General features: G+C 47.3%; 18 protein-coding genes and 2 tRNA genes. 7 read left to right on the plus strand and 13 right to left on the minus strand.

The genetic code is table 11. The features are described 5' to 3' along the window. Window positions 1–14 precede the first annotated feature (14 nt). Window positions 15–680: a RagB/SusD family nutrient uptake outer membrane protein gene (locus MUK70_RS15995; RefSeq protein ID WP_234653693.1), complete on the plus strand. Its 666-nt coding sequence runs from the start codon at window positions 15–17 to the stop codon at window positions 678–680. Window positions 681–841: 161 nt separating this feature from the next. Here MUK70_RS15995 and MUK70_RS16000 read toward each other — a convergent pair whose 3' ends face one another. From MUK70_RS16000 to MUK70_RS16035, 9 genes are all read right to left on the minus strand, one after another. After that, entirely contained in the window at window positions 842–3,346 is a 2,505-nt protein-coding gene (locus MUK70_RS16000; protein ID WP_234653695.1) for a PIG-L family deacetylase, read from the minus strand. Between the two features lie 39 nt (window positions 3,347–3,385). Further along, window positions 3,386–4,786 carry a RagB/SusD family nutrient uptake outer membrane protein gene (locus MUK70_RS16005; RefSeq protein ID WP_234653696.1) on the minus strand — a complete coding sequence of 467 codons (1,401 nt, stop codon included), beginning with the start codon at window positions 4,784–4,786 and terminating at the stop codon, window positions 3,386–3,388. 31 nt (window positions 4,787–4,817) lie between these two features. After that, window positions 4,818–8,402 carry a SusC/RagA family TonB-linked outer membrane protein gene (locus MUK70_RS16010; protein ID WP_234653699.1) on the minus strand — a complete coding sequence of 1,195 codons (3,585 nt, stop codon included), beginning with the start codon at window positions 8,400–8,402 and terminating at the stop codon, window positions 4,818–4,820. Then, window positions 8,399–9,406 (minus strand): FecR family protein, encoded by a 1,008-nt coding sequence (locus MUK70_RS16015; protein WP_234653701.1) that lies wholly within the window; start codon window positions 9,404–9,406, stop codon window positions 8,399–8,401. Before MUK70_RS16015 ends, MUK70_RS16010 begins: the two co-directional genes overlap by 4 nt. Window positions 9,407–9,457: 51 nt before the next feature. Continuing rightward, on the minus strand, window positions 9,458–10,117 hold the full coding sequence (locus MUK70_RS16020) for an RNA polymerase sigma-70 factor (RefSeq protein ID WP_234653703.1): 660 nt from the start codon (window positions 10,115–10,117) through the stop codon (window positions 9,458–9,460). Window positions 10,118–10,644: 527 nt separating this feature from the next. Next, window positions 10,645–10,821: an ISAon1 family transposase N-terminal region protein gene (locus MUK70_RS31290; RefSeq protein WP_445438802.1), complete on the minus strand. Its 177-nt coding sequence runs from the start codon at window positions 10,819–10,821 to the stop codon at window positions 10,645–10,647. After that, window positions 10,766–11,020, minus strand: a complete 255-nt coding sequence (locus MUK70_RS16025; protein ID WP_234653705.1) for a hypothetical protein — start codon at window positions 11,018–11,020, stop codon at window positions 10,766–10,768. The genes MUK70_RS31290 and MUK70_RS16025 overlap by 56 nt, the downstream gene beginning before the upstream one ends. Window positions 11,021–11,304: 284 nt before the next feature. Continuing rightward, window positions 11,305–11,378, minus strand: a tRNA-Asp gene (locus MUK70_RS16030). A 26-nt stretch (window positions 11,379–11,404) separates the two neighbouring features. After that, window positions 11,405–11,481: transfer RNA gene (locus MUK70_RS16035), tRNA-Asp, on the minus strand. Window positions 11,482–11,642: 161 nt separating this feature from the next. Between MUK70_RS16035 and MUK70_RS16040 the strand changes: the two genes are divergently transcribed. From MUK70_RS16040 to radC, 4 genes are all read left to right on the plus strand, one after another. Next, window positions 11,643–12,743, plus strand: coding sequence for a Nif3-like dinuclear metal center hexameric protein (locus tag MUK70_RS16040; protein WP_234653707.1), 1,101 nt, complete (start codon window positions 11,643–11,645; stop codon window positions 12,741–12,743). A 102-nt stretch (window positions 12,744–12,845) separates the two neighbouring features. Further along, entirely contained in the window at window positions 12,846–13,592 is a 747-nt protein-coding gene (locus tag MUK70_RS16045) for a zinc ribbon domain-containing protein (RefSeq protein ID WP_234606214.1), read from the plus strand. Between the two features lie 63 nt (window positions 13,593–13,655). Next, on the plus strand, window positions 13,656–15,191 hold the full coding sequence (locus MUK70_RS16050; protein WP_234653708.1) for a tetratricopeptide repeat protein: 1,536 nt from the start codon (window positions 13,656–13,658) through the stop codon (window positions 15,189–15,191). Window positions 15,192–15,250: 59 nt separating this feature from the next. Beyond that, entirely contained in the window at window positions 15,251–15,955 is a 705-nt protein-coding gene (radC, locus tag MUK70_RS16055) for a RadC family protein (protein WP_234653710.1), read from the plus strand. On the opposite strand, the gene MUK70_RS16060 is transcribed toward radC, so the two are convergent. From MUK70_RS16060 to MUK70_RS16075, 4 genes are all read right to left on the minus strand, one after another. Then, complete coding sequence (locus MUK70_RS16060; RefSeq protein ID WP_234653712.1) at window positions 15,956–16,771, minus strand: PdaC/RsiV family protein; 816 nt, start codon at window positions 16,769–16,771, stop codon at window positions 15,956–15,958. A 26-nt stretch (window positions 16,772–16,797) separates the two neighbouring features. Then, a complete protein-coding gene (locus MUK70_RS16065; protein ID WP_234606207.1) occupies window positions 16,798–17,532 on the minus strand; it encodes a LytR/AlgR family response regulator transcription factor in 735 nt (244 codons plus the stop codon). A 46-nt stretch (window positions 17,533–17,578) separates the two neighbouring features. After that, window positions 17,579–18,646 carry a sensor histidine kinase gene (locus MUK70_RS16070; protein WP_234606205.1) on the minus strand — a complete coding sequence of 356 codons (1,068 nt, stop codon included), beginning with the start codon at window positions 18,644–18,646 and terminating at the stop codon, window positions 17,579–17,581. Between the two features lie 104 nt (window positions 18,647–18,750). Beyond that, a complete protein-coding gene (locus MUK70_RS16075) occupies window positions 18,751–19,395 on the minus strand; it encodes a histidine phosphatase family protein (protein WP_234653713.1) in 645 nt (214 codons plus the stop codon). 85 nt (window positions 19,396–19,480) lie between these two features. Between MUK70_RS16075 and MUK70_RS16080 the strand changes: the two genes are divergently transcribed. Together MUK70_RS16080 and MUK70_RS16085 are read left to right on the plus strand one after the other, a co-directional pair. Next, window positions 19,481–19,906, plus strand: a complete 426-nt coding sequence (locus MUK70_RS16080; RefSeq protein ID WP_234606200.1) for a hotdog fold thioesterase — start codon at window positions 19,481–19,483, stop codon at window positions 19,904–19,906. A gap of 48 nt (window positions 19,907–19,954) precedes the next feature. Next, the gene (locus MUK70_RS16085; RefSeq protein WP_234653716.1) at window positions 19,955–21,202 is read left to right on the plus strand and encodes a chorismate-binding protein; all 1,248 of its coding nucleotides are present in this window, start codon (window positions 19,955–19,957) and stop codon (window positions 21,200–21,202) included. Window positions 21,203–21,320: the final 118 nt, after the last annotated feature.

A 21,320-nucleotide genomic window follows, 5' to 3' on the forward strand; every position in this document is an offset into this window, starting at 1 on the left:
AGCCTAAGCTTTCGTTGGGCACCCGCGCTACGAGCGGCTCCTGCTGGACCAATGGCATTCCTTCCCCCACGCTGGTTGATATGTACGAAAATCTGGACGGCTCGCCATTTGACTGGAATAAGGTGATACCAGGATTCTCGGCAATGACGACGGATCAAGAAAGTGCTTTGTTTTCTGATTCAACAAAAGTGCAGAAGGCCTATCAGAACCGTGACCTACGTCTGCAGGCCAGCGTGATCATTCCTTATGCAAAATACACAGGCGCAAGTAACGTTGTATACACGCTCGGCTGGCCCTACAAAGGCTCGGCGGCGCCTTTCCGTCACATACAAAATAACTGGAACGCTAATGCAATCTATGTTTGGCGCAAATTTGTGTCCGTTGGGGACGAAAGTCTTCTTCGGGAAAACGGGCCAATTGATTTTGCTGTGATCCGTTTGGCTGATGTGCTGCTGATGTACGCCGAAGCAAGAACCCAGCATCTGGCAGCGGAAGGATTGTCTTACAGCCTGTCCGCCGATGGAAGATCGCTGGCACAGGCTAACAATAGTCCGATCCTGGAATTTACCGGCAGAACGCTTAAAACAAGACGATTCCAAACGCGGGATTATCTATGGCCGATCCCGCAGGCAGAGATTGATCAAAACAATCTGTTGCCTCAGAACCCTGGCTGGGAATAGATCCATTTATGCCTCGCTGCCAGGCTTAGTTACAAATGAAGGCAGCCGGTAATGTAGGATAACAACTTAATTTCGTGGTACTCTCAACACGAGTGCCATGAAATTAAGTTGGAAGAACCTTTACCTGCCGAAACTTGGCTTTTGCATGATAGACCCTCCTCTTATTTCCCCAGCGAAAGCAGGTTCACAAATACCCGGTACGCACCCGGAACACCCGCAGGCAGCTCCCGGAACCACGACAGGCTGGTGTATACATAATTACCTTTGCCATATTTCGCTACCAAAATTCCGCCATCGAGCGCAGGGCCGTCGGGATCATTCGATGAGATCACGGCTTCGTATTCGGGCGACCATTTCTGAGGGAAATAAAGTCCGCGTTCCTGTACCCAGTTTTCAAAATCGGCTTTGGTGATCTTGTTTGGAATATTGAGAACCGGGCTCTCGGGTTTCAGAAAACGTACTTCCGAACCTTCCACGGTAATGCGGTCGCGGGTGAGGACAAACGGGTACGGGCCGATATCCTTCATCACAAGGTCCATATCCGTATTGTATTGGATGATCAGGTTACCCCCGTTTTTGACATAATCCATGAGCGTGCCCTGGTAATGCTTCATCCGCTCATTAGTGTTGTAAACCCGCACACCAGCCACAATCGCATCGTACTGGCTCAACTTTTCGGGCGTTACATCCTTATCGTCTAGCACCGTCACATTGTAACCGATCTGCCGCAGGCTCACGGGAATCAGATCGCCGGCGCCCATCAGGTAACCAATGTTGGTCCCTTTTTTAACAAGATCCAATTTCACAGCCCGAGCGGTGGCTTTTGGGAAAAATACCTGCGCCGGAATGTGGCCGTAACTGATCATGGCAAAGCTGTTGTCATAATCTTTGCCATCTACTTCCAGAACCGCCTTTATTTCTGCTTCCTGTGATTGGGCAGGTGGGTAAAGTTGAAAAGTAACAGTTTGCTCCGCTCCTTTCAGTTTCATATTGAAGGGAATGTTTTCAGGGACCAATTTCCAGCCCGCAGGCAAATCAAGGGTTACCTTGCCCGAGCAATCGTCTTTCCCGGCTTTAATCGCCACGACAATATTCTTAGGCGTCTCGTCTTCAAACATATACACATCCTGCACAATATTGGCAAAAACCGGCGGCGTCACTACCAGAGGTTGGTACACCTCTCCCGCCACCGGGTCTTTTCTCTTGAAAACAACCGGCGTTTCATAGTGCAGCTTCTGCCCGTCCAATGCCAGTTCGTATGTGACCATAGCTACCGGCGGATTCTCGCCGCGGCCTATTTCATGCTGATCTTCCACAGAGAAAAGTCCTTTGTAGCCAATCGGTTTGCGCAGCCAGTAAGGTTGGGAGATCGGGGTGTTTTCAGGGATTTTTGTTTTAAATACAAAATCAAGACTGGTATCATACTTCAATGGCGTTGCTACTGCGGTGTCACCCGATCCGAAAGGAAATATTACTTTCTGCAAAACCACATTGGCCGCAGAACGGTTGATCGCCTCCACGGATACCTGCATGGTTTCGCCGGGTGTAAATGCATAATCGAATGCAGTGGCTTCCAGGTACAGTCCAAGGGTGTTTTTAATGATCTCGTTTACCTCGTTAAGTTTGGTGGTTTTCCAGAAACCGTCGGGCAATTTGTTCAGCTCGATTTTTAGTTTCAGTAATGCCGGAACGCTGGCAGCGGGGTTTGCTGGCTTGTAACCCGAGATGAGCGCGGTAACCAGCGGCTGGATTTTCTCACCACCTTTTACCCGCGTCCAGGTGGTATTCACGTCTTCAAACAAGTCCTTCTGCGCCCTTGGGCCTTTGGTATGCTGCAGATATTCCACCGAAATCCCGCGTGAACCAATGGAGCCGAAACCCTGGCTTTTGTGCATGCTCCGGCTTTCCGCCGAAATTTCTCCGTATGATTTTCCGAGCAATGCATTATACCCGCCCACATCGATCTGCATGTAGTTTTTAGCACTTTTGATAAATTCCTCGCGGTTTCGCATTGCCCACAAGCCAATATTCCACATCAGCCTTTTGGCCTGCCAGGGTTGTACAAATTTCAATTGTTCGGGGAAACGTTTCGGATCGGCTGCTGCCTCAAAAGCCTCCTCGGCCAGGATCGACGAAGCACTGTGATGCCCGTGGCCAGCCCGCGCATCGGGCGGAAAGCGGGTTACAATCACATCGGGCTTTACATTACGGATCACCCAAACGGCGTCGGCCAGCAGATTTTCTCTTTCCCAGATTGTAAAAACCTCTTCCGGATTTTTGGAAAAACCAAAATCATTAGCCCGCGAAAAGTATTGTTTCCCGCCGTCCACGCGCCTCGCCTGCAAAAGCTCCTGCGTGCGGATCAACCCAAGCTGCTCGCGGATCTCGGGACCGATCAGGTTTTGTCCGCCGTCGCCCCGGGTGAGGGCCAGGTAGCTGGTGTTATATTGCCTTCCATTGGCCATATAGGCGATAAAAGTCGTGTTTTCGTCATCGGGGTGAGCTGCCATGTACAGGATATTTCCCAGTACATTGAGCTTCTGCATGTCGTGCAATATCTTGGCCGACGATGGTTTGGCGGGCATCTGTGCCTGCGTCTCGGGGAGCTGCATGCCTGCGGCAAGGCACAGGCACATTGCCGCGTTTTTGAGGTTAAAGCGCATCATTATGAAACGATTAAGGAGAAAACCGTGGGTTTAGGCTGATTAGTTTTGCTTAAAAGAAGCGTTAATATCCAATTCCCGCTGCGGGATCAGGTAAAGCGGCCGGGCAGTTTTGCCCTGCGCGGTCATCATTTCCGCCGCTTTTCCGAAACGGAGCAGATCAGCCCAGCGATGATTTTCGAAGGCCAGTTCCACCCTGCGTTCACGAAGGAGTTTCTCTTCGAAAGTCCCGGCGGTCGCAGCGCTGATCGGCGCCAGCTTGGCTCTCGCACGCACGCGATTGATATAGATGTAAGCCTCCGGCGAATCGCCCAGCGCTTCGGCGAGCATTAGCAGCACATCGGCATAGCGCAATACCACAAAGTTGTAAGAGGCATCGTTTTCATTGAATGCATTTTCCTTTCCAAACTTGGTAATAAAGCGCGTATCGTTACGCGAATTGGTATTCAATACCCCCGCGCTGTTGACAAAGCTGGTATCCATGGATTTGAGAAAACGATCGTCGCCCCGCTCGTACGCATTGATCATGTTCACGGTCGGGCGGTTTTTAAACGCGCCGGTGGTTTGCCTCAACAGCGGCGAAAATGCATTGGTAAATGAATTTCCCGTGCCGGTTCCCCCACCCTTGAACTGCACCTCGAAGATCGATTCTGCATTGTTCTTGTTGGCCAGGCCCCAAAGACTGCCATAATCCGCCAGCAAGGAATACCCGTAACCGTCCACAATCCTTTTAAGCGCTGCGGCAGCGCCCGTTTTATCAGCGGCAGTAAGCATTACCTTACCCAGCAATGCAGCGGCTGCCCCTTTGGTAGCCCGCCCCACATCGGCCGCCGCGTGCTTGATCGGCAACGCGGTTTCAGCAGCCTGAAGATCTACGATCAGCTGTTTGTAAATTTCCGACGCGGGCAGCTGCGGCAGCGAACTGCCTTCGGCCACAGACTTAGCTTCCGAAAGCGGCATGGGTATATTACCGAAAGAGATCGCGAGATTATAGAAAAACAGTGAGCGCAGGAACAGCGCCTCTCCTTTGATCCGCTCTTTCAATGCAGCGTCCATTTCAATCGCTCCAATGCGGTCGAGCACGATGTTGCAACGCGCAATGCCCAGGTAAGAGTCCGTATAAGCCGCGGCGATCATCTCGCTGGTCGCGATTTCGGAGAAGTTGTCGATCACCGTCAACTCAGCTCCCAGACCTGTCCCGTCCGGTCCCTGGTCGGTGTTGTCCGAACGCATTTCCTGCATGATCCAATAGCTCTGGTTGTAAGTGCCGTTCATCTGCAATGCTCTGTAAGCCGCATTGATGGCCGTATTCATATCGCCCGCGGTGAGGTAAAAACCATTAGCGCTCCGCTGGGTTACGGGAGTAAGGTCTGTAAAATCCTGGCTGCATGACCACAGGCTTCCCGCGATTAGAGAGGCCAGAAAGAAGTTTTTTAATTTCATATCCTTTTTGCTTTAAAGTCAGTAAGGGATTTCAGAATGTTACATTCAGGCCAAAAGTGAAATTACGCGACAACGGATATGCGCCATAATCTTCACCCTGCACGCCCGAGAGGCCCGATTGGTTGTTAACCTCTGGGTTAAACCCAATGTATTTGGTACTGGTAAACAAGTTGGTACCCGATACATATGCCCGAAGTGACTGCACTTTCCCGAGCATGGTCTTAGGAAATGTGTAACCCAGGGTGATGCTTCTCAACCTGAAATAAGACCCATCCTCAACCTGGTAGGAAGAGGGACGGTTGTTGCCGCCGTGCAAATCGGTAAGGCGGTCGGCACGCGGGATGGTGCCGTTGCCCGGGTTTTCGGGAGAGATCCAGCGCTCTGTCCAGTCTTTGTACGAGTTAGTCCCGGCTTCCCCATTGCCCAGGTGGCGGCGGGTCAGATTCAGGATTTTGGAGCCCTGCACACCCTGAAAGAAAACGCTAAGGTCCAAACCTTTGAAACTGAAACGATTGGTGATCCCGTACATGAAGTCTGGCATGTAGTTGCCAATCACCGTACGGTCACTTGCATTCACTCTGCCGTCACCGTTCACGTCTTTAAATCGCAGGTCTCCCGGGCGGGCTGCGGGTGCAATTGCATCTTTCGGAGCAGCGTCGATCTCAGCCTGTGACTGGTAGATCCCATCGACCACATAGCCGTAATAGCTCCCGATCGGCGCGCCGATCTGCGTAATATGACGGATACCTGCACCTCCTGTGCTCAGGATCGGATCGCCGGTCGGCCCGAGCTGAAGTACTTCGTTTTGATTGGCCGAGAAATTAAAGTCGGTCGACCAGGTAAACGCGCCGACAATGTTGCGGCTGTTGATCGTGAGTTCTATACCCTTGTTTTCTACTTCACCAATGTTCTGCAATGCCGTAGTAAACCCCACCGAAGAAGGAACCTGCACATTCAGCAGCAGGTCGGAAGTTGTTTTTTTGTACCAATCGGCAGAGATAAAAAGACGGTCTCGGAACAGGCCAAGGTCAATTCCGAAGTCTACCTGCGTGGTTTTTTCCCAGGTAAGCTTATCATTGCTGATCGTCGACGGCGCGATTCCGTTCACAATCACATTATTAAATGTATAATTATATGGACTCAGCAAACCAATCGCTGCATAATTCGGGATCAGGAAGTTTCCGGTTTTACCCCAGCTGCCTCTCAGTTTCAGGTCGCTTACCACCGTCAGGCTTTTCAGGAAAGCTTCTTCGGACAAACGCCATCCTGCTGAAAAAGAAGGAAATGTCCCTGTTTTATTGCCAGCCCCAAAGCGCGAGGAGCGATCGGAACGGACGGTTGCTGTTAACAGATATTTGTCCCGAAAAGAATAGTTTACCCTCGCCAATGCCGACACCAGCGACCATTCCTGCACGTTGTCGCCCCCACTGGTCACCTGCCCGCCGCTGATCGACGGGGAGAGGTCGTCGGGGTGGTTTTGTGCGTAAACCTGGTTGGCATCGAGCCGGTCTTTTTGCGCGCTATAACCCACAACCGCCGAAATGTGGTGCTCTTTTCCGAATGTCTTTTCATAGGCTAATGTATTCTCCACAAGCCAGTTGGAGTTCAAAGATGCATTGGATTGCGCATAAGGATCGCCCACGGTTGCATTGCGGTTCAGGAAGGCACGCGCCATGTAAAATGAGCGGTTATAACTGTTTATATCGATGCCGGTATACAACTTGTATTTCAGTCCGTCGATGAGCTCGTATTCTATAAAAGCATTTCCGAAAGTCCTGAATTGTTTCAGATCGTCGGTCACGTATTTGATGATCGCCAACGGGTTACTGGCTGCGGTCATGTTGGCGCCGCGTCCATCCTGGGTCAGCAAATGGGATTGGTTATCGATCTGATTGATCGTACCGTTGGGCAGGTAAGGTGTTACAGTCGGCGAAGTAACCAGCGCAGAATACACGATTCCCGGAGGATCGGCAAAGTAAGGAGCACCCGCCGGAGAGCGATCGGTATTGGTAAAAGAAGGACTTAATCCAAACCCGATCTTCAATTTTTTGAGCGGGTTCACCTCCATATTGGCCCGGAAGCTGTACCGCTCAAACCCGCTGCGGTCGATAATCCCTTTTTGATTAAAATAACCTCCTGAAAAGAAATAATTCATCGTTTCGGTACCGCCAGAAACCGACGCATTGTAGCTCTGCACGGGCGCGGTTTTAAAAATCACATCCTGCCAGTCGGTGTCTGTCCCGGTGGGATTTTCGTAATCGTCGGGAATAAAATAGCTTCCGTTGGTCGTTTTAGTGTAGCGCGTTGCGTTGTTGTCATTGATATCGGCACCCGGCACATCCTGCAAATAGGCATTGTTTTTCGAATCCTTCACGTAGGGGCCCAGCTCGGCCGAGTTCATTAGCTCCACCCTTTTAGCCACGGATTGTATGCCAAAGTACGCATCGAACCCAACCACTGGTTTGGAACCTCTTTTTCCTTTTTTAGTAGTAATCAGAATCACCCCATTGGAACCTCTCGACCCATAGATAGCAGCCGCAGAAGCATCTTTCAACACTTCCAGAGACTCGATATCATTGGAATTGATCGTCCCGAGCGGGTTACTTGGCGGCAATGCAAAAGCTGTGGTCCGGCGCGTAATATCGCCCTGAATTCCTGGGTCCATATTTTTCGTCACAGGAAATCCATCAATCACATAAAGCGGCTCGTTGCCGGCAGATACCGACCCCAGACCACGCACCCGCACCGTGGTGGCAGCGCCTGGTTCCCCACTGGGCTCCTGCACCTGCACCCCCGCAATTTGTCCCTGAATGGCGTTTTCGAAGTTGGTTACCTGCACTTCCCGGATATTTTTGGCCGATAGCGAGCCAATGGACCCGGTAATGTCACCTTTGCGCTGGGTGCCGTAACCGACGACCATCACCTCGCTCAAACTGCTCACCGATGCGTCCAGGCGCACATTTAATGTAGTTTGGTTGCCTACCGGCATTTCTTTCGACACATACCCGATGAAGGAGAAAACCAGCACAGCCGCATTGTCGGGAGCACTGAGCGAAAAGTTGCCGTCCATATCCGTGACAGCACCTGTATTGCTGCCTTTTACCAAAATGCTAACCCCCGGCAAACCGTCGTTTTTTTCATCGGTTACTTTTCCTTTGACACGCACATCAACCGGCCGCTGAACGGTTTCGACAACAGGAGCCACCTCGTTTCCGATCACCGCACCCAATATCACCGGTTTTACCAGCGATTGTTGCTGCGGCTTTTCGGTCTGGTCCTTTTTCCTGATCAAATAGGCTTTCCTGCCGGTTTTGATAAATTCCAGGCCAGTTGGGGTCAGCAAGCTTTTCAGTTCAGCCTCCACATTTTCACTGTTATCGGAGGAACCTGCGGAAACAGTGATCCCCCTCACACTCGATTGCTCGAACAGGATACTGACATGGTGCTTTTTGCCAAGGTCCATCAGCACATCTTTGAGCTTGTAGGTCCGCTCCGATCTTGGGTTATCCTGGTGGAATAAAGGCGGGCGCGCCAGTGCAATGTCCTGTGAAAAACCGAGCCGGGAGGCAAGTAAGCCTGTGCCGATCAGACATGTTCGTAAAATTGGGATCTTCATAAATCTGGGTTTTTGGGTGAACGCAATTCTATTTCCTCGTCATGACGGATTATGTCCATCTCAAACATGGCCGACAGTATTTGCAGTAGCGCATCGGGGTCTTTGGCCTGATAAATCCCTCCTATTTTTCGCGCGGCGAGCTCGCGGTCCGCGATTTTGATATGTGCTGCAAAACGCTCGTTGATCTGCTCCACCACTTCTGTGAGCGTGACGTCTTCAAAATAGAAGGTCTGCTCCTTCCACGCGGTGATTGCCAGCGGCTCGTCGGGGGTGATCACCTGAAAACTGCCTTTCGCGTCGGCCGTGAAATAATTGCCCGGGCTCAGGTAAACCTCCTGTCCTTTGGGGAGATTGAGCTTCACCTTTCCTTTCTCCAGAAAGACCCGCTTGCCACGCGCCCTTGAAAAGGCATTGAACTCCGTTCCCAGGACTTCGATCCGGTAACCGTAGCCCATCAGCACCTGGAAACGCAGGTTATCTTTCTGATGGGTGACTTTAAACTCGGCTTCTCCTTCCAGCCATACCTGCCGAACTTCTTTTCCAAATCCAAAACGCGGAACCTTCAGTACGGAGTTGGAATTGAGGGTTACCTCGGTGCTGTCGCAAAGAAAGAAGCTGGTAAAATGCCCTGTTGGCGACTCGAAGGTTTTGTACATCAGATCGTCCCGAAACAAGCTGGCGAGTCCAAATATCAGCGAAGCAGCGGTAAGCAGCGCAATCCACGATCTATGGAACACGGGCAATCTTTTATTTCCCAAAAACATCTCCTCCGAGCGTTTTTCAGGAAGCGCGCCCCCTGCGAGGAAACGGTCGTATTCCTGCTGTGCTTTTTCAGGATCGACCAGCACCTGCGGACGACCACGTTCCCATTCGTCGAGGCAGCGGTAATAAGTCTCCTCATTTGCGCTGTCTTCAAGCCATTGTTCGATCAGCTTTCGCTGCATGAACGTAGTTTGGCCTTCGAAGAAATTGAACAGGAGTTGTTTGGTTATCAATTCGTTCATTGAAGCTAATATTGACCTTGATATCAGTATGTGGTAATTACAAATGGCTATTTAGAATAGTATCGGGAGCAAAAGGGTCAGGAACCAACTCTCTTTCAGCCCGGTACGGAGTTTTAGCAATGCGCGGCTTACGAGGCCTTCCACGGCTTTCGGGCTGATCTGCAGTTCCTTTGCGATCTCGTCGTACTTTTTTCCCTCAACCCTTTTCATGATGTAAGCGCGGCGGCATTGGGGCGGCAGGTCCTGGATTATACTTTCCACTTTAAGGTATAGCTCGGTGTACTGCATTGCTTCGTCCGGACTCACGGTTTGGGCGACCGGCGAAAAATCCATGGATTCGAGCGGGTCGGTGGGATCGAGCTGCCACCTGATATAGTTATACGTCCGGTGCCGCACGGCTTTGTAGAGATACGCCCGGTAAGAGCTTTCTACCTGCTCAAAAATCCGGTTTTGCCAGAATGTTTCGAACAGTTCTGAAACAATATCTTCCGCAATTTCCCGGGAATGTACAAATCGGACAGCATGGTTGCAGAGTGTCACATAGTATCGGCGAAAAAGAAGGGAACACCCATCTTTCGGACTGACTGCGAAGGCCTCGCGCAGCAAACGTTCGTCGTCGGCGTGAATGGGGGTTTTATTGGCGAAGGAAAAAGGGGACCGGTTTCCGCGTGAAGCCTGATCTTCTGAATTTCCTGGTAATGGTGTCGTCATACTCGGAATTGTTTGCTTGCCTTCTTAACAACCAGACAAGTTTTTCATTCCTTTCCCTCGCTTAACACCTTACATTATTTGGCTAAAAGCGCATATTTGTAGAATATTATAAAACTTTATTGCTATAATTCCAAATATAACAATAACTGAAAGCTAGCGATTTAAGCATTTTACTTTGCGAGGGCAGCACCTTGTTTTCCGAATGGAATCAGCACTTTGAGCGTTAGCTACATGAAGCCCGCGCCTAGCTACTCCTATGTTTGCAGCCATATGAAACTAGTGTGATCAAGTTGAGTTCTATTAGATTGGATTTAAAAAAGTGAGAAAGAATGAGAGCACATAGCTACCCGGCAACCGGGGGTATGCTGTGAATCCTTCATGTCAGAATTGCATAACTACAAATCTGAACAAATAGATTCTCATTATAAAAGAAAGGCCTGATATTCTCTAATTTCAAACTGTCTGTCGTTTCGGGAAACGTACACCTGCCATTGACCCCATAAAAACGGCCAATACTTCAGACATCATTAGCCCTCGTATCCACCAACCGCTTTTAAAAAAGCGGAAAACTCACTCGTCATCCGCGTTCCTTCAGCTACCTGATTCCAGTCTCTATGAACAACTTTCCGCGTCTTAATATTGAGCCATTTACGACGTTTGATATGGAGAAAAACTTTGTGACCGCGTATGCGAAAATCCTGCAATGTAATGGTCGGAATCGGATCGCCAAAGCGAATAACCCTTCGAGAGTAAGTCTGCCTTTCTTGGATCATCTTCCGGATAATTCTTCTCTTCCAAATAGACATGATAACGTTCTTCTGACTTCTCTACATTCGTCAGTAAGTAATTGTCAATTATAAACTCCGGCAAGATTAACTCAATAAGCGGCAAGAAACTCTCCAAAACAACCTGGTTTGATTAAAAACACAAACCTAGAAAACTACAACACACTCCACAAGTTTATAACTTGATCCGTATTCAAACCAACTGAACTACCATGAAAACGAAAAAAGCCCAGATTTCTCTGACCTTCTTGCGGTCTGCGGGGCCGGCCTTCCAGCGGGACTCGAACCCGCGACCCCATGCGTGACAGCCTGCGCGGCCCGGGCCACCGTGGCACGGCATGGATTCTAACCAACTGAACTACCCTGAAAACGAAAAAAGCCCAGATTTCTCTGAGCTTCTTGCGGTCTGGACGGGACTCGAACCCGCGACCCCATGCGTGACAGGCATGTATTCTAACCAACTGAACTACCAAACCAATACTTACAAAAACTTAAATTTTTCTGGCGGTCTGGACGGGACTCGAACCCGCGACCCCATGCGTGACAGGCATGTATTCTAACCAACTGAACTACCAAACCAGATTAATTTCACAGCACTTTTCTGTAAAACGTGGTGCAAAACTAGTACTATTATTTTCCATTGCAATACTTCAGACACCAATTTAGTTATTTTATTTGCAAAATAATAGCGCCAAAATAATGAAGAATCTGAAAGTGAAACAGTTGTACCAATCATAAAAATGACATTAATAAAAGAAGTTATCAACGCGTTGGAACAACTTGCTCCTCCGTCGTATCAAGAAAGCTATGATAATGCCGGACTGATTGTGGGCAGCGGCCGAGAGGAAATCGCGGGTGTGCTTTTAACATTGGACGTCACAGAAGACGTGGTGCAAGAAGCTATTGATCGAAATTGCAACCTAATTGTAGCGCATCATCCAATCGTTTTTAAAGGCTTGAAAAAACTCAATGGCAAAAATTACGTGGAGCGCACCGTGCTCAAAGCCATTAAAAACGACATTGCGATTTATGCAACGCATACAAATCTGGATCACGTCACCAATGGCGTCAACTGGCAAATTGCGAGCCTGCTCGGACTGAACAACATCCGCGTTTTGGCCCCAAAAAAGCAAATCCTTTCCAAACTCACTTTCTTCTCACCCGTCGAAAACACCCAATCCATCCTGAACGCGCTTCATGAAGCAGGTGCCGGGAACATTGGTAATTATTCCAATTGCAGCTTTCGGACCGAAGGAACCGGAACATTCTTGCCCAATCAAGCCGCTAATCCGGTAATTGGTAAACACGGACAACAAGAAGAAGTGAAAGAACACCGCGCAGAATTGATTTTCCCTTCGCATTTGGAATCTATAATCCTCAATGCGCTGCGCAAGGCGCATCCTTATGAAGAAGTTGCCTATTATCTCCAATCGCTGGAAAATGAAAATCAGGAAGTGGGTGCCGGTGCATGCGGAGAATTGCCAGAACCGCTGGAAATGGAAGCATTTTTACGCTTGCTAAAAGACAAAATGCAGCTGCAAATCATTAAACATACAAAACCCGTCAAGGAATCGGTTCAACAGATCGCTGTTTGCGGTGGCGCCGGGAGCTTTCTTTTGCCTAATGCGGTGAGTGCCGGAGCGGACGTTTTCATAACCGCAGACTACAAGTATCACGAATTTTTCGATGCTGAGAATAACATTATGATATGCGATATCGGACATTACGAGAGCGAAGTGTTTACGAAAAATTTACTGCATAACTATTTATCGGGAAAATTCCCTAATTTTGCACTCTGTTTGTCAGAAGTCAATACCAATCCGGTACGATATTTTGTTTAAGAAAGTGATTTCATCAACTTATATATCTGATTTCCTGTTGTAAAATATACGACTGACTACCTTCACTTATTACGCATTGAAACAAGTCCATAAAAGACATACATGGAAAACACAATCGCACAAAAATTAGACGCTCTCCTGAAATTGCAGGAAATTGATTCAAGCCTTGACGAAATACTGAAAACGCGTGGTGATCTTCCTGAGGAAGTCCGGGATTTGGAGGATGAAATTATTGGCTTTGAAACACGTTTAGGCAAGTTTAAAAGTGAAATCGCCAATCTTAACACTGAGATTGACAACTTCAAAAACGCTCAGAAAGAAGGTGAGAAGCTGATCAAAAAATACAAGGATCAGCAAATGAATGTTCGTAATAACCGCGAATATGATGCTATCACCAAAGAAATTGAATTGCAGGAGCTTGATATGCAATTGGCTGATAAGAAAATCAACGAAGCCAAAGCACGTATCCGCCTGATCGAAGACGACGCCAACCGTGCCGAATCCGTTTTGAATGAAAGAAACGAAGATCTTAAAGCGAAAAAAGGCGAGCTGAATGTAATTACCAGCGAAAGCGAAGCCGAAGAAAAGGCCCTTATTGGGGAAAGAGAGAAACATATCAAGAAAATTGAGGACCGTTTGCTAAAATCTTACCAAAAGATCCGCGACAACTCAATGAATGGTCTGGCGGTTGTTCACGTATCACGTGGAGCTTGCGGAGGCTGTTTCAGCATTGTTCCACCACAACGCCAGGCTGACATCCGTGAGCGCAAGAAGCTGATCGTTTGTGAACATTGCGGTCGTATCCTTGCAGATGTTGAAAGTGTTGAGCCTGTTCATCAGCGCAGATAACATTACATATAAAAGATTAAGAGGTTGTCTTACCCGGACAACCTTTTTTTATGTGCTTGAAAAATGAATTGGAAAAATAACTGGTATATTCCTGCACCTGCATTTCTCAAACGAGTTATCCTGTTTTTGCTGCTTGCGATTACTTTCTCAGTGCATGGCGATGACCTCCAGTATGATGTCATCTTTACGCCAAAGCTCCAAAAGGCTTATTTCGATATTCAAAAACTACGTCTGCCGTATGCCAGGACATTGATTGATGCGGAACGCAGCGCTGAGAAAACCAACGCGTTTATCCCATATCTGGACAATTACGCTGATCTGCATTATTTACTGATTTCCGAAGATAAGAAGGCGTACAAGGAATTATCGCAGCTGGAAAATCCGCGCCTCCAGGCCATAGGAAATTTACCTGATAATTCTCCTTACAAACGATTCCTGCAAGCTGAGATCCGGATGCATTGGGCCTTTGCCAAACTTAAATTTGGGAATGAAGTCAGCGGGTCGTGGGAAATCATTAAGGCTTATAAGCTGTTGGAAGAAAATAGAAAGCGGTTCCCGGACTTCTTACCAACATTAAAATCTTTAGGGCTTTTGCATGTCCTAATCGGTTCAATCCCTGATAATTACGGGTGGGTTGCTAAAATACTTGGCCTGAAAGGTAACATTCAAAATGGGATTGATGAATTGCGAATTGTAGAAAAAGAGGTCCCTTTTTTCAGACAGGAAGCCGAATTGATTGACTTATTACTGCACGCATATACATTACAACTCTCCCCCACCCAGCAGTCCCGCCTGCGGCAATGGCCAAAACAGCAGCCGGACAACTTGCTTATCCACTTTTTTGCTACAACAGTTTTGATGAAGGAAGGGCGAAGCGACGAAGCAGCACATTACCTTGCCGAAGCGCCTTCCGGGGAATCCTACATTTCTTTTCCTTTTTTGGAATATTTAAAAGGGGAAATCAACCTGCAAAAAGGCAATTATGAGCAAGCTGCAGATCATTATGCATTGTTTTTGAAGAAATATAATGGCTTCAATTATATCAAGGACAGTAATCTTAAACTTTTTATGTGCCATTGGCTTAATGACGAGGATCAGCAAGCGAATGTTTTCATAAAAAAAATAAAAACAACCGGCAGTGCAATCATTGAAGCGGATCAGCTTGCGGAGCGTATTGCCGCAGAATTCCTTTCCGGCAAAATAAGCCCCGCCCAAAAAATCCTTTACAAAGCCCGCTATGCTACGGATGGAGGATATCTGAAAGCCGCCTCGGCACTCATGGATGCAGTTACAGAAACATCATTCGCTTCAACAGAAGAGAAAGCGGAGTTTAATTACAGGAAGGGAAGGATCCTTCAAAAATCCGGTCAGCCCGCACGTTCGATCCCTTACTATAATCGTGCATTGACGCTGGCCAAACTGGAAGCAGCGGGCTTCGGGGCAGCCTCTGCGTTGCAATTAGGCTATATTTCACTGGAAAAGAACGACCGGCCCGGCGCTATTGCATATTTCGAGAGAGCAATGTCCTTCAAAAAACACGAATACAAAAACAGCATTGACAACAAAGCACGCGCCGCACTCACGTCATTAGGTCAATAAATTTTTGTGACCGATTTTTGAGCGCTGCGTCTAAAAGGAAAAAGCCATTATTTTCCTTTATGTCAAAAATCGCTTACGAAAATCCTCTCAAAATTTTAAGCTGGTCCGAAGAAGACCGCCCACGTGAAAAATTTATGTTCAAAGGCCGGACAGCATTGTCCGACGCCGAGCTACTTGCAATCCTGATCGGCTCGGGAACGCCGAATAGGTCGGCCGTTGACCTTGCAAAGCTCATTATGCAATCTTGCAAGGACAACATTAACGAACTAGCCAAAGTCACAGTCAACGACCTGAAGAAACACCCGGGGATCGGTGAAGCGAAAGCGGTTACCATATTGGCGGCACTTGAACTGGGCCGCCGCCGGAACGACCTCATCGGCACGCAGAAACGTAAGATTACCAATTCAAAGACAGTTTATGAAGAAATGAAGCCCTATCTGCTTGATAAACCTCATGAAGAATTCTGGATAATCCTCTTGAACCGTGCTAACCAGGTCATGCGATCGGTTCAGATCAGCGTGGGAGGCGTTTCGGGCACAGCGGTGGATATAAAGGTGATATTCAAGCTAGCTGTCGACAATCTTGCGAGCTCTGTGATTTTGGTCCATAATCATCCGTCAGGTCAGCTTAGCCCAAGTGCGGCTGACTGCACGCTTACGCGACAAATAAAAGAGGCAGGCCGATTGCTCGACATGCCTGTTCTGGATCATATGATCTTTACCGATAACGGCTATTATAGTTTTAAAGATGAGGGCGAAATGTGATCAGAAGACTTTATTCCGGTCGATCACATGATCCAGCGCTGCATAAGGAATGGCAAAATGAATGGCGCCCCGTGCATACGCAGCGATTTCATAAGGATTATAGTAAAACAAAATGCCTTCTGGCGTGAAAACATAGGCAACAGGCAGTACAAATTTATGATTAACCAAAAAATATCCGGCATCTTCCAGATCGGTCTCTGCACTTAATTTCTCTGTTTTTCTGAATGCTTTATTTACCAGATTGAGCAGCGCGGTGGAATCGGAAATGAAATCTTTCATTTCTATTTCCGCCCCTGTTTTCGCATCAAATGCATGATAGGAACGAAATGTGTTGGGATGCGCCCCGCCGGTGAATGCGTAGTGATCGAGTTGGTAAAATAAGACTTTGGGTGTTGAAAAAACAGTGTCGCCTTTCAATTTAACTTCCCAGCAGCCCGGAGCTTCGGGAAAGTCTTTTTTGAAGTCGTTGTAATTTTTCTCAAAAACTTCGAAAGCGCTTTTGATGCTGTTACCCGCTTGCGGATTTGCGGCAAGGCTGGCAGAATCACCGTAGGAATTAATTCTTTGAAGCGCTTTCTTAGTTAGTATTGCCCGGATTGCTTTTGCGGTCTTACCGGAATCAGATGGCTCCCATAAATCGAGTTTGATAGAAATGCCTTTGTTTCCGCTCGTGTCGCAGCCTCCGAACTGAGAACTAGTTTTCTTGCCAACAAATTTTTCCTGATCACTTTCTGCATTTCCTTTTTCCCCGGACCGGTTGCAAGCCACAACCACGGCCATTGAAAACAGGAAAAAACAGATTTTATTTAAACGCATATGCATGTTAATGAAATGAAATTTACTTACAAACTCATCAGTTCTTTAAACCGGATGGCCTGACGACGCGAGATTTCGATCTTGTCACCGCCTTGCAGCGTTACCAGCAAACCGCCGCTAAACCAAGGTTCAATTTTTTCGATCCAATGCAGGTTTATAATGTGTTTGCGGTTGGCCCGGAAATAAGTGTTGGGTTCAAGACGTTCTTCGAGATTGTTTAAAGATTTCAGGACCAAAGGCTTTTGATCATCAAAGTGCAGACGGACGTAATTGCCCATTGACTCAAAAAGACGAATTTTGCCCAGTTTAACAAACCAGCATTTTTCACCGTCTTTTACAAAAACCTGATCGTTCTCGCCCAGTACTTTTTCCGCACGTTCGTGTGTCTGAGTCGGCGTTTCCGGTTGGGCCTGGTTTTCTTCAATGCGGTGAATGGTGTCTTTTAACCGCTCCGAATCAATAGGTTTTAAAAGATAATCCAATGCATTAAATTCAAATGCTTTGATTGCATATTCGTCATAGGCAGTCGTGAAAATCACTTCCGGGCTTTTACCTTCGATGGAAGAGAGCAGCTCGAACCCATTTTTACCCGGCATCTGAATGTCCAGAAACAACAATTCAGGCTGCAATTCTTCGATCATAACCAACGCTTCCTCTGCATTGGCCGCTTCCCCTACAATGTCAATTCTGGTATAAGGTTCCAGTAATCTTTTCAATTCGTTTCTTGCAAGGCGTTCGTCGTCGACAATAAGAGTCCTCATAACAGGTCAGTTAGGAAATTAAATGAAGTTTAAAATTGATAAGCGGTCAGTTGCCTTTTCCAGTCTCCTCTCCTACCATCATCACACCTTCCGACAACATGGGGATCTTTACTTCGGAGCAAACCACATCTTGTTTCTCCTGAAAAATGCGGAATGTTGCTCCTTTACCATATAAAATAGATAACCGCTCGGCCGTGTTTTTCAACCCGACGCCACCCGAATCCGTGTTTCCCAGATTCCCTGAATTCAGGATGGTAATGATCAGCAGTTCGTTTGCAATTTCCGATTTTACATTGATAAATCCACCACCCATTTCTTTCGAAACGCCATGCTTAATGCCGTTTTCCACCAAAGTTTGCAGCATCATCGGCGGAACCTGCCAGTAAATGGCCTGGGAATCTGTGGAGATCGAATAGCGCAAACGATCTTCATAGCGGACTTTTTCAAGTTCCAGATAATCCTCGACCGTTCTTAGTTCTTCCTGCAGATCGACTGTTTTGCGCCTGTCGGCAAGTAATGAATTTCTTAAAATGTTGGATAACTGGGTGATACTTAGCTGTGCTTTTTTAGGATCCTCATATACAAGCGCCCGGATGCTGTTCAATGCATTAAATGTGAAATGCGGATTCAATTGCGAGCGCAGAACCTTCGCCTCGGCTTCCCGCATGGACATTTTAAGCATGATCTTCTCATAGCCTGCCAGTCTTGTTTGTTCTATATAATGATAAACCGTGTAGGATAAGATCCAGGCAAGCAGGTTTTTGCACCAATTGGCATAATAACCCCAGAAGACAAGTGGCTGGTTAAGCAGGTTTTGTTCCAGCACCTTACGGTCCATCGGCTGATTGACCAGTGTCATGATTAATCCTAATAACAAAACAGATCCTATCACGCGCAATGCAAGCCTGGGAAGCGGCAAGGATGACCAGTTCCATTTTTGGATCACAAGCCTGTATACATGCGTAAGACAAATGCCTAAAAGGATATTCGCTAATGCCGTGTAAAAGACGCCGGCTTCAAAACCAAATTCGAGCGCATAAGGCACATACTCGAACATGATCAGCAAGGTCCAGCCGAGGATTTGTAACGTCCAATAAGTACGTTTTTTGGACATGACCATTTATCTGTTGTGCTGTTTGAACTTTGGCAAATGTATCCGTGTGAGCCGCAATTCAGTTCACTAATACACCAAAGGAAACGAATCTACACAAGCGGTTTTTACAAAGTTTGAGGTATTTCCAGGGATAACAAGTGGGTAATGTCATTGGAAACTTCCAGCTCGAACATGCCCGTATCGTAAGAATAATTGACTTTGTACAAACACAGGTTACTGTGCTCGTAATCATCCATGTGAACCAATGGTTGATTAAAAAGTGTGGTAAGCAGCACCCGCATGGCCCGGCCATGCATGGCGATCAGGATATTTCTTTCGTGGGGACGGGAGAGAATGGTTTCTATCACCGGGATCTGGCGCTCACGAACCTGCAACGGGCTTTCGCCTTCCTCGGCTGCAAGATCCACCTGGCCCTTTTTCCACGCAGTTACCAGCTCGCGGTAATAGTTGTTATCGCCTGTGTTTGGCTCACGGCCTTCCCGGTTTCCCCAGGAGATCTCGTTAAGTCCCGCATAACTTTCATGAGGCACGCCTTGCTTGATGAACCCGCGAACTGTTTGATGTGTTCGCTTTAAGTCAGAGGTGTAAACTTTATCAAAAGGGACATGTTGATAGGCATTAAAAAAAGCGGCAGCCTGGGCTTCGCCCCATTCATTCAGCAAGGAATCAACACCACTTCCCTGAACAACTCCCCTGCGATTAAAATCTGTTTCACCGTGGCGGATGAGGTAGATAGACTTTCTTTTCAAGATAATAGGATAATTTAAATATTAATTTTGCAAATACCTTGTTATTAACCATTACAGCCGTTACAAATTTATACATTTTTTAGATATGTTCACCAGATCCATTACGCTTGATGCCCTTCATTCTTTCAGTGAGAATACCATCTCGAACCACCTCGGAATAGAATTTACCGAAATCGGGACGGACCACATAACTGCAAGAATGCCAGTGGACAAGCGGACGCATCAACCGTTTGGCATCCTTCATGGTGGCGCATCGGTTGTGTTGGCGGAGACGTTAGGCAGCATTGCATCATTCCTTTGCCTGCCTGATCCGGAAAAGCAACATGCTGTAGGTTTAGAAATCAACGCGAACCATATCCGCCCGGCAAAGCAGGGATTTGTGTACGGGACAGTGAGGCCCATTCATCTGGGAAGGACTACGCATATCTGGGATATTAAAATTACTAATGAAGAAAACAAACTGGTGTGTATAAGCAGGTTGACGGTTGCTATTGTGAATGCAGACCGCTGACCTTAATTTGCAAGAAAATAACCTGACTAATTATCATACTTTATATAAATGCTTTCAGTACAAACCGACACCCGGCTTTCTCTATTTGAAGGATTACAGGTTGCCGAACTCTGGACGGCATCCCGACAACTGGGATTCCCGTCTGCATTATGGAGGTTGCCGAATAAAAATGAGATTCAACTGCTGATATCCGTTCAGGAAGGAATCCGAAAATGCCAGCCGGAGCTTGAAAAACTATCTCCGGGATTTGTAATGAGCAACTTTCACTGGGAGAAGGATGAAGAGGTGCTTTTTCTGGAAGGTGATATTATATTAACCTTTTCCGGGGAGAGTATTTTAAATGACATTCAAAACAATGCAGGTGAAGAGCACCCCGAGGTCATAAAGCTTGTTGCACTGGCTAACGAAATCTCAAAAGACAATCAACAAGAATCTGATGATGAAGCAATTGCGATCCCCGAACTGCCGGATTTGGATGCTCGCGCCCGTTTTCAGCGAACCGTTGAACTTGCTGTTTCGGCAATCCGTCAGAACCAGTTCAAAAAAGTGGTTTTGTCCAGAACCAAGGACTTATCCTACTGCGAAAAGTTCCAACCTGCCAAAGCATTCTGCAAGCTTGCCAAAGTGTATCCGCATGCTTTTGTCTCATTGGTCAACCTGCCCGATCGCAACGAGTTATGGCTTGGTGCAAGTCCGGAAGCATTGGTTCGCCAGGATTCCGCCGGCACGTTCAGGACCATGTCGCTCGCAGGAACGCAAAATGCGCGTAGTGAAGCGGGCGAGCTGATTCCAAAATTTGACATCCGCTGGGGGGAAAAAGAAATTGAGGAGCAGGCATTGGTAAGTCGTTACATTGTTGAATGTTTCAAGAGGATCCGTCTGCGGGAATACACCGAGACCGGCCCAAAAACAGTTCTCGCCGGTAATTTATATCATTTAAGGACTGATTTTGAAGTCGATACCACTGCGCTCAACTTCCCTGAGCTGGCATCAGTCATGTTGAAATTACTGCACCCCACATCTGCGGTTTGTGGCGTACCAAAACTCCCGAGCTTAAAATTTTTAACAGATATTGAAGGTTATGACCGCTCCTTTTACAGCGGATTTTTAGGACCTGCGCAGGTTGGTGGCGACACAAATCTCTTCGTAAACCTCCGGACTGTGCGGTTCAAAGAAGGGAAAGCAACATTTTTTGCAGGTGCTGGAATCACCGAAGATTCCATTCCAGAGCGTGAATGGGAGGAAACGGAGATGAAATGTGACACATTACTGAGGGTGATTGCGCAAGAATTATAAAAATATATTTTCTGCTTTTAAACTTTTATAGTAGAAAAAAGTCCAATAGGTTTTAGATTAATATATAATTTTGGATACACCCCTGAATTCAATATTAACCTTAACAACGACCCCTAAA

The organism is Dyadobacter chenwenxiniae, from assembly GCF_022869785.1.
In the GTDB taxonomy this organism is placed as follows: domain Bacteria; phylum Bacteroidota; class Bacteroidia; order Cytophagales; family Spirosomataceae; genus Dyadobacter; species Dyadobacter chenwenxiniae.

Coding starts and splice junctions, on each gene's coding strand:
- MUK70_RS16020 (WP_234653703.1), bottom strand. CDS start 10,117: ATGACGACACCATTACCAGGAAATTCAGAAGATCAGGCTTCACGCGGA.
- MUK70_RS16015 (WP_234653701.1), bottom strand. CDS start 9,406: ATGAACGAATTGATAACCAAACAACTCCTGTTCAATTTCTTCGAAGGC.
- MUK70_RS16065 (WP_234606207.1), bottom strand. CDS start 17,532: ATGAGGACTCTTATTGTCGACGACGAACGCCTTGCAAGAAACGAATTG.
- MUK70_RS16005 (WP_234653696.1), bottom strand. CDS start 4,786: ATGAAATTAAAAAACTTCTTTCTGGCCTCTCTAATCGCGGGAAGCCTG.
- MUK70_RS16085 (WP_234653716.1), top strand. CDS start 19,955: ATGCTTTCAGTACAAACCGACACCCGGCTTTCTCTATTTGAAGGATTA.
- MUK70_RS16080 (WP_234606200.1), top strand. CDS start 19,481: ATGTTCACCAGATCCATTACGCTTGATGCCCTTCATTCTTTCAGTGAG.
- MUK70_RS16050 (WP_234653708.1), top strand. CDS start 13,656: ATGAATTGGAAAAATAACTGGTATATTCCTGCACCTGCATTTCTCAAA.
- MUK70_RS16060 (WP_234653712.1), bottom strand. CDS start 16,771: ATGCGTTTAAATAAAATCTGTTTTTTCCTGTTTTCAATGGCCGTGGTT.
- radC (WP_234653710.1), top strand. CDS start 15,251: ATGTCAAAAATCGCTTACGAAAATCCTCTCAAAATTTTAAGCTGGTCC.
- MUK70_RS16070 (WP_234606205.1), bottom strand. CDS start 18,646: ATGTCCAAAAAACGTACTTATTGGACGTTACAAATCCTCGGCTGGACC.
- MUK70_RS16040 (WP_234653707.1), top strand. CDS start 11,643: ATGACATTAATAAAAGAAGTTATCAACGCGTTGGAACAACTTGCTCCT.
- MUK70_RS16010 (WP_234653699.1), bottom strand. CDS start 8,402: ATGAAGATCCCAATTTTACGAACATGTCTGATCGGCACAGGCTTACTT.
- MUK70_RS16045 (WP_234606214.1), top strand. CDS start 12,846: ATGGAAAACACAATCGCACAAAAATTAGACGCTCTCCTGAAATTGCAG.
- MUK70_RS16000 (WP_234653695.1), bottom strand. CDS start 3,346: ATGATGCGCTTTAACCTCAAAAACGCGGCAATGTGCCTGTGCCTTGCC.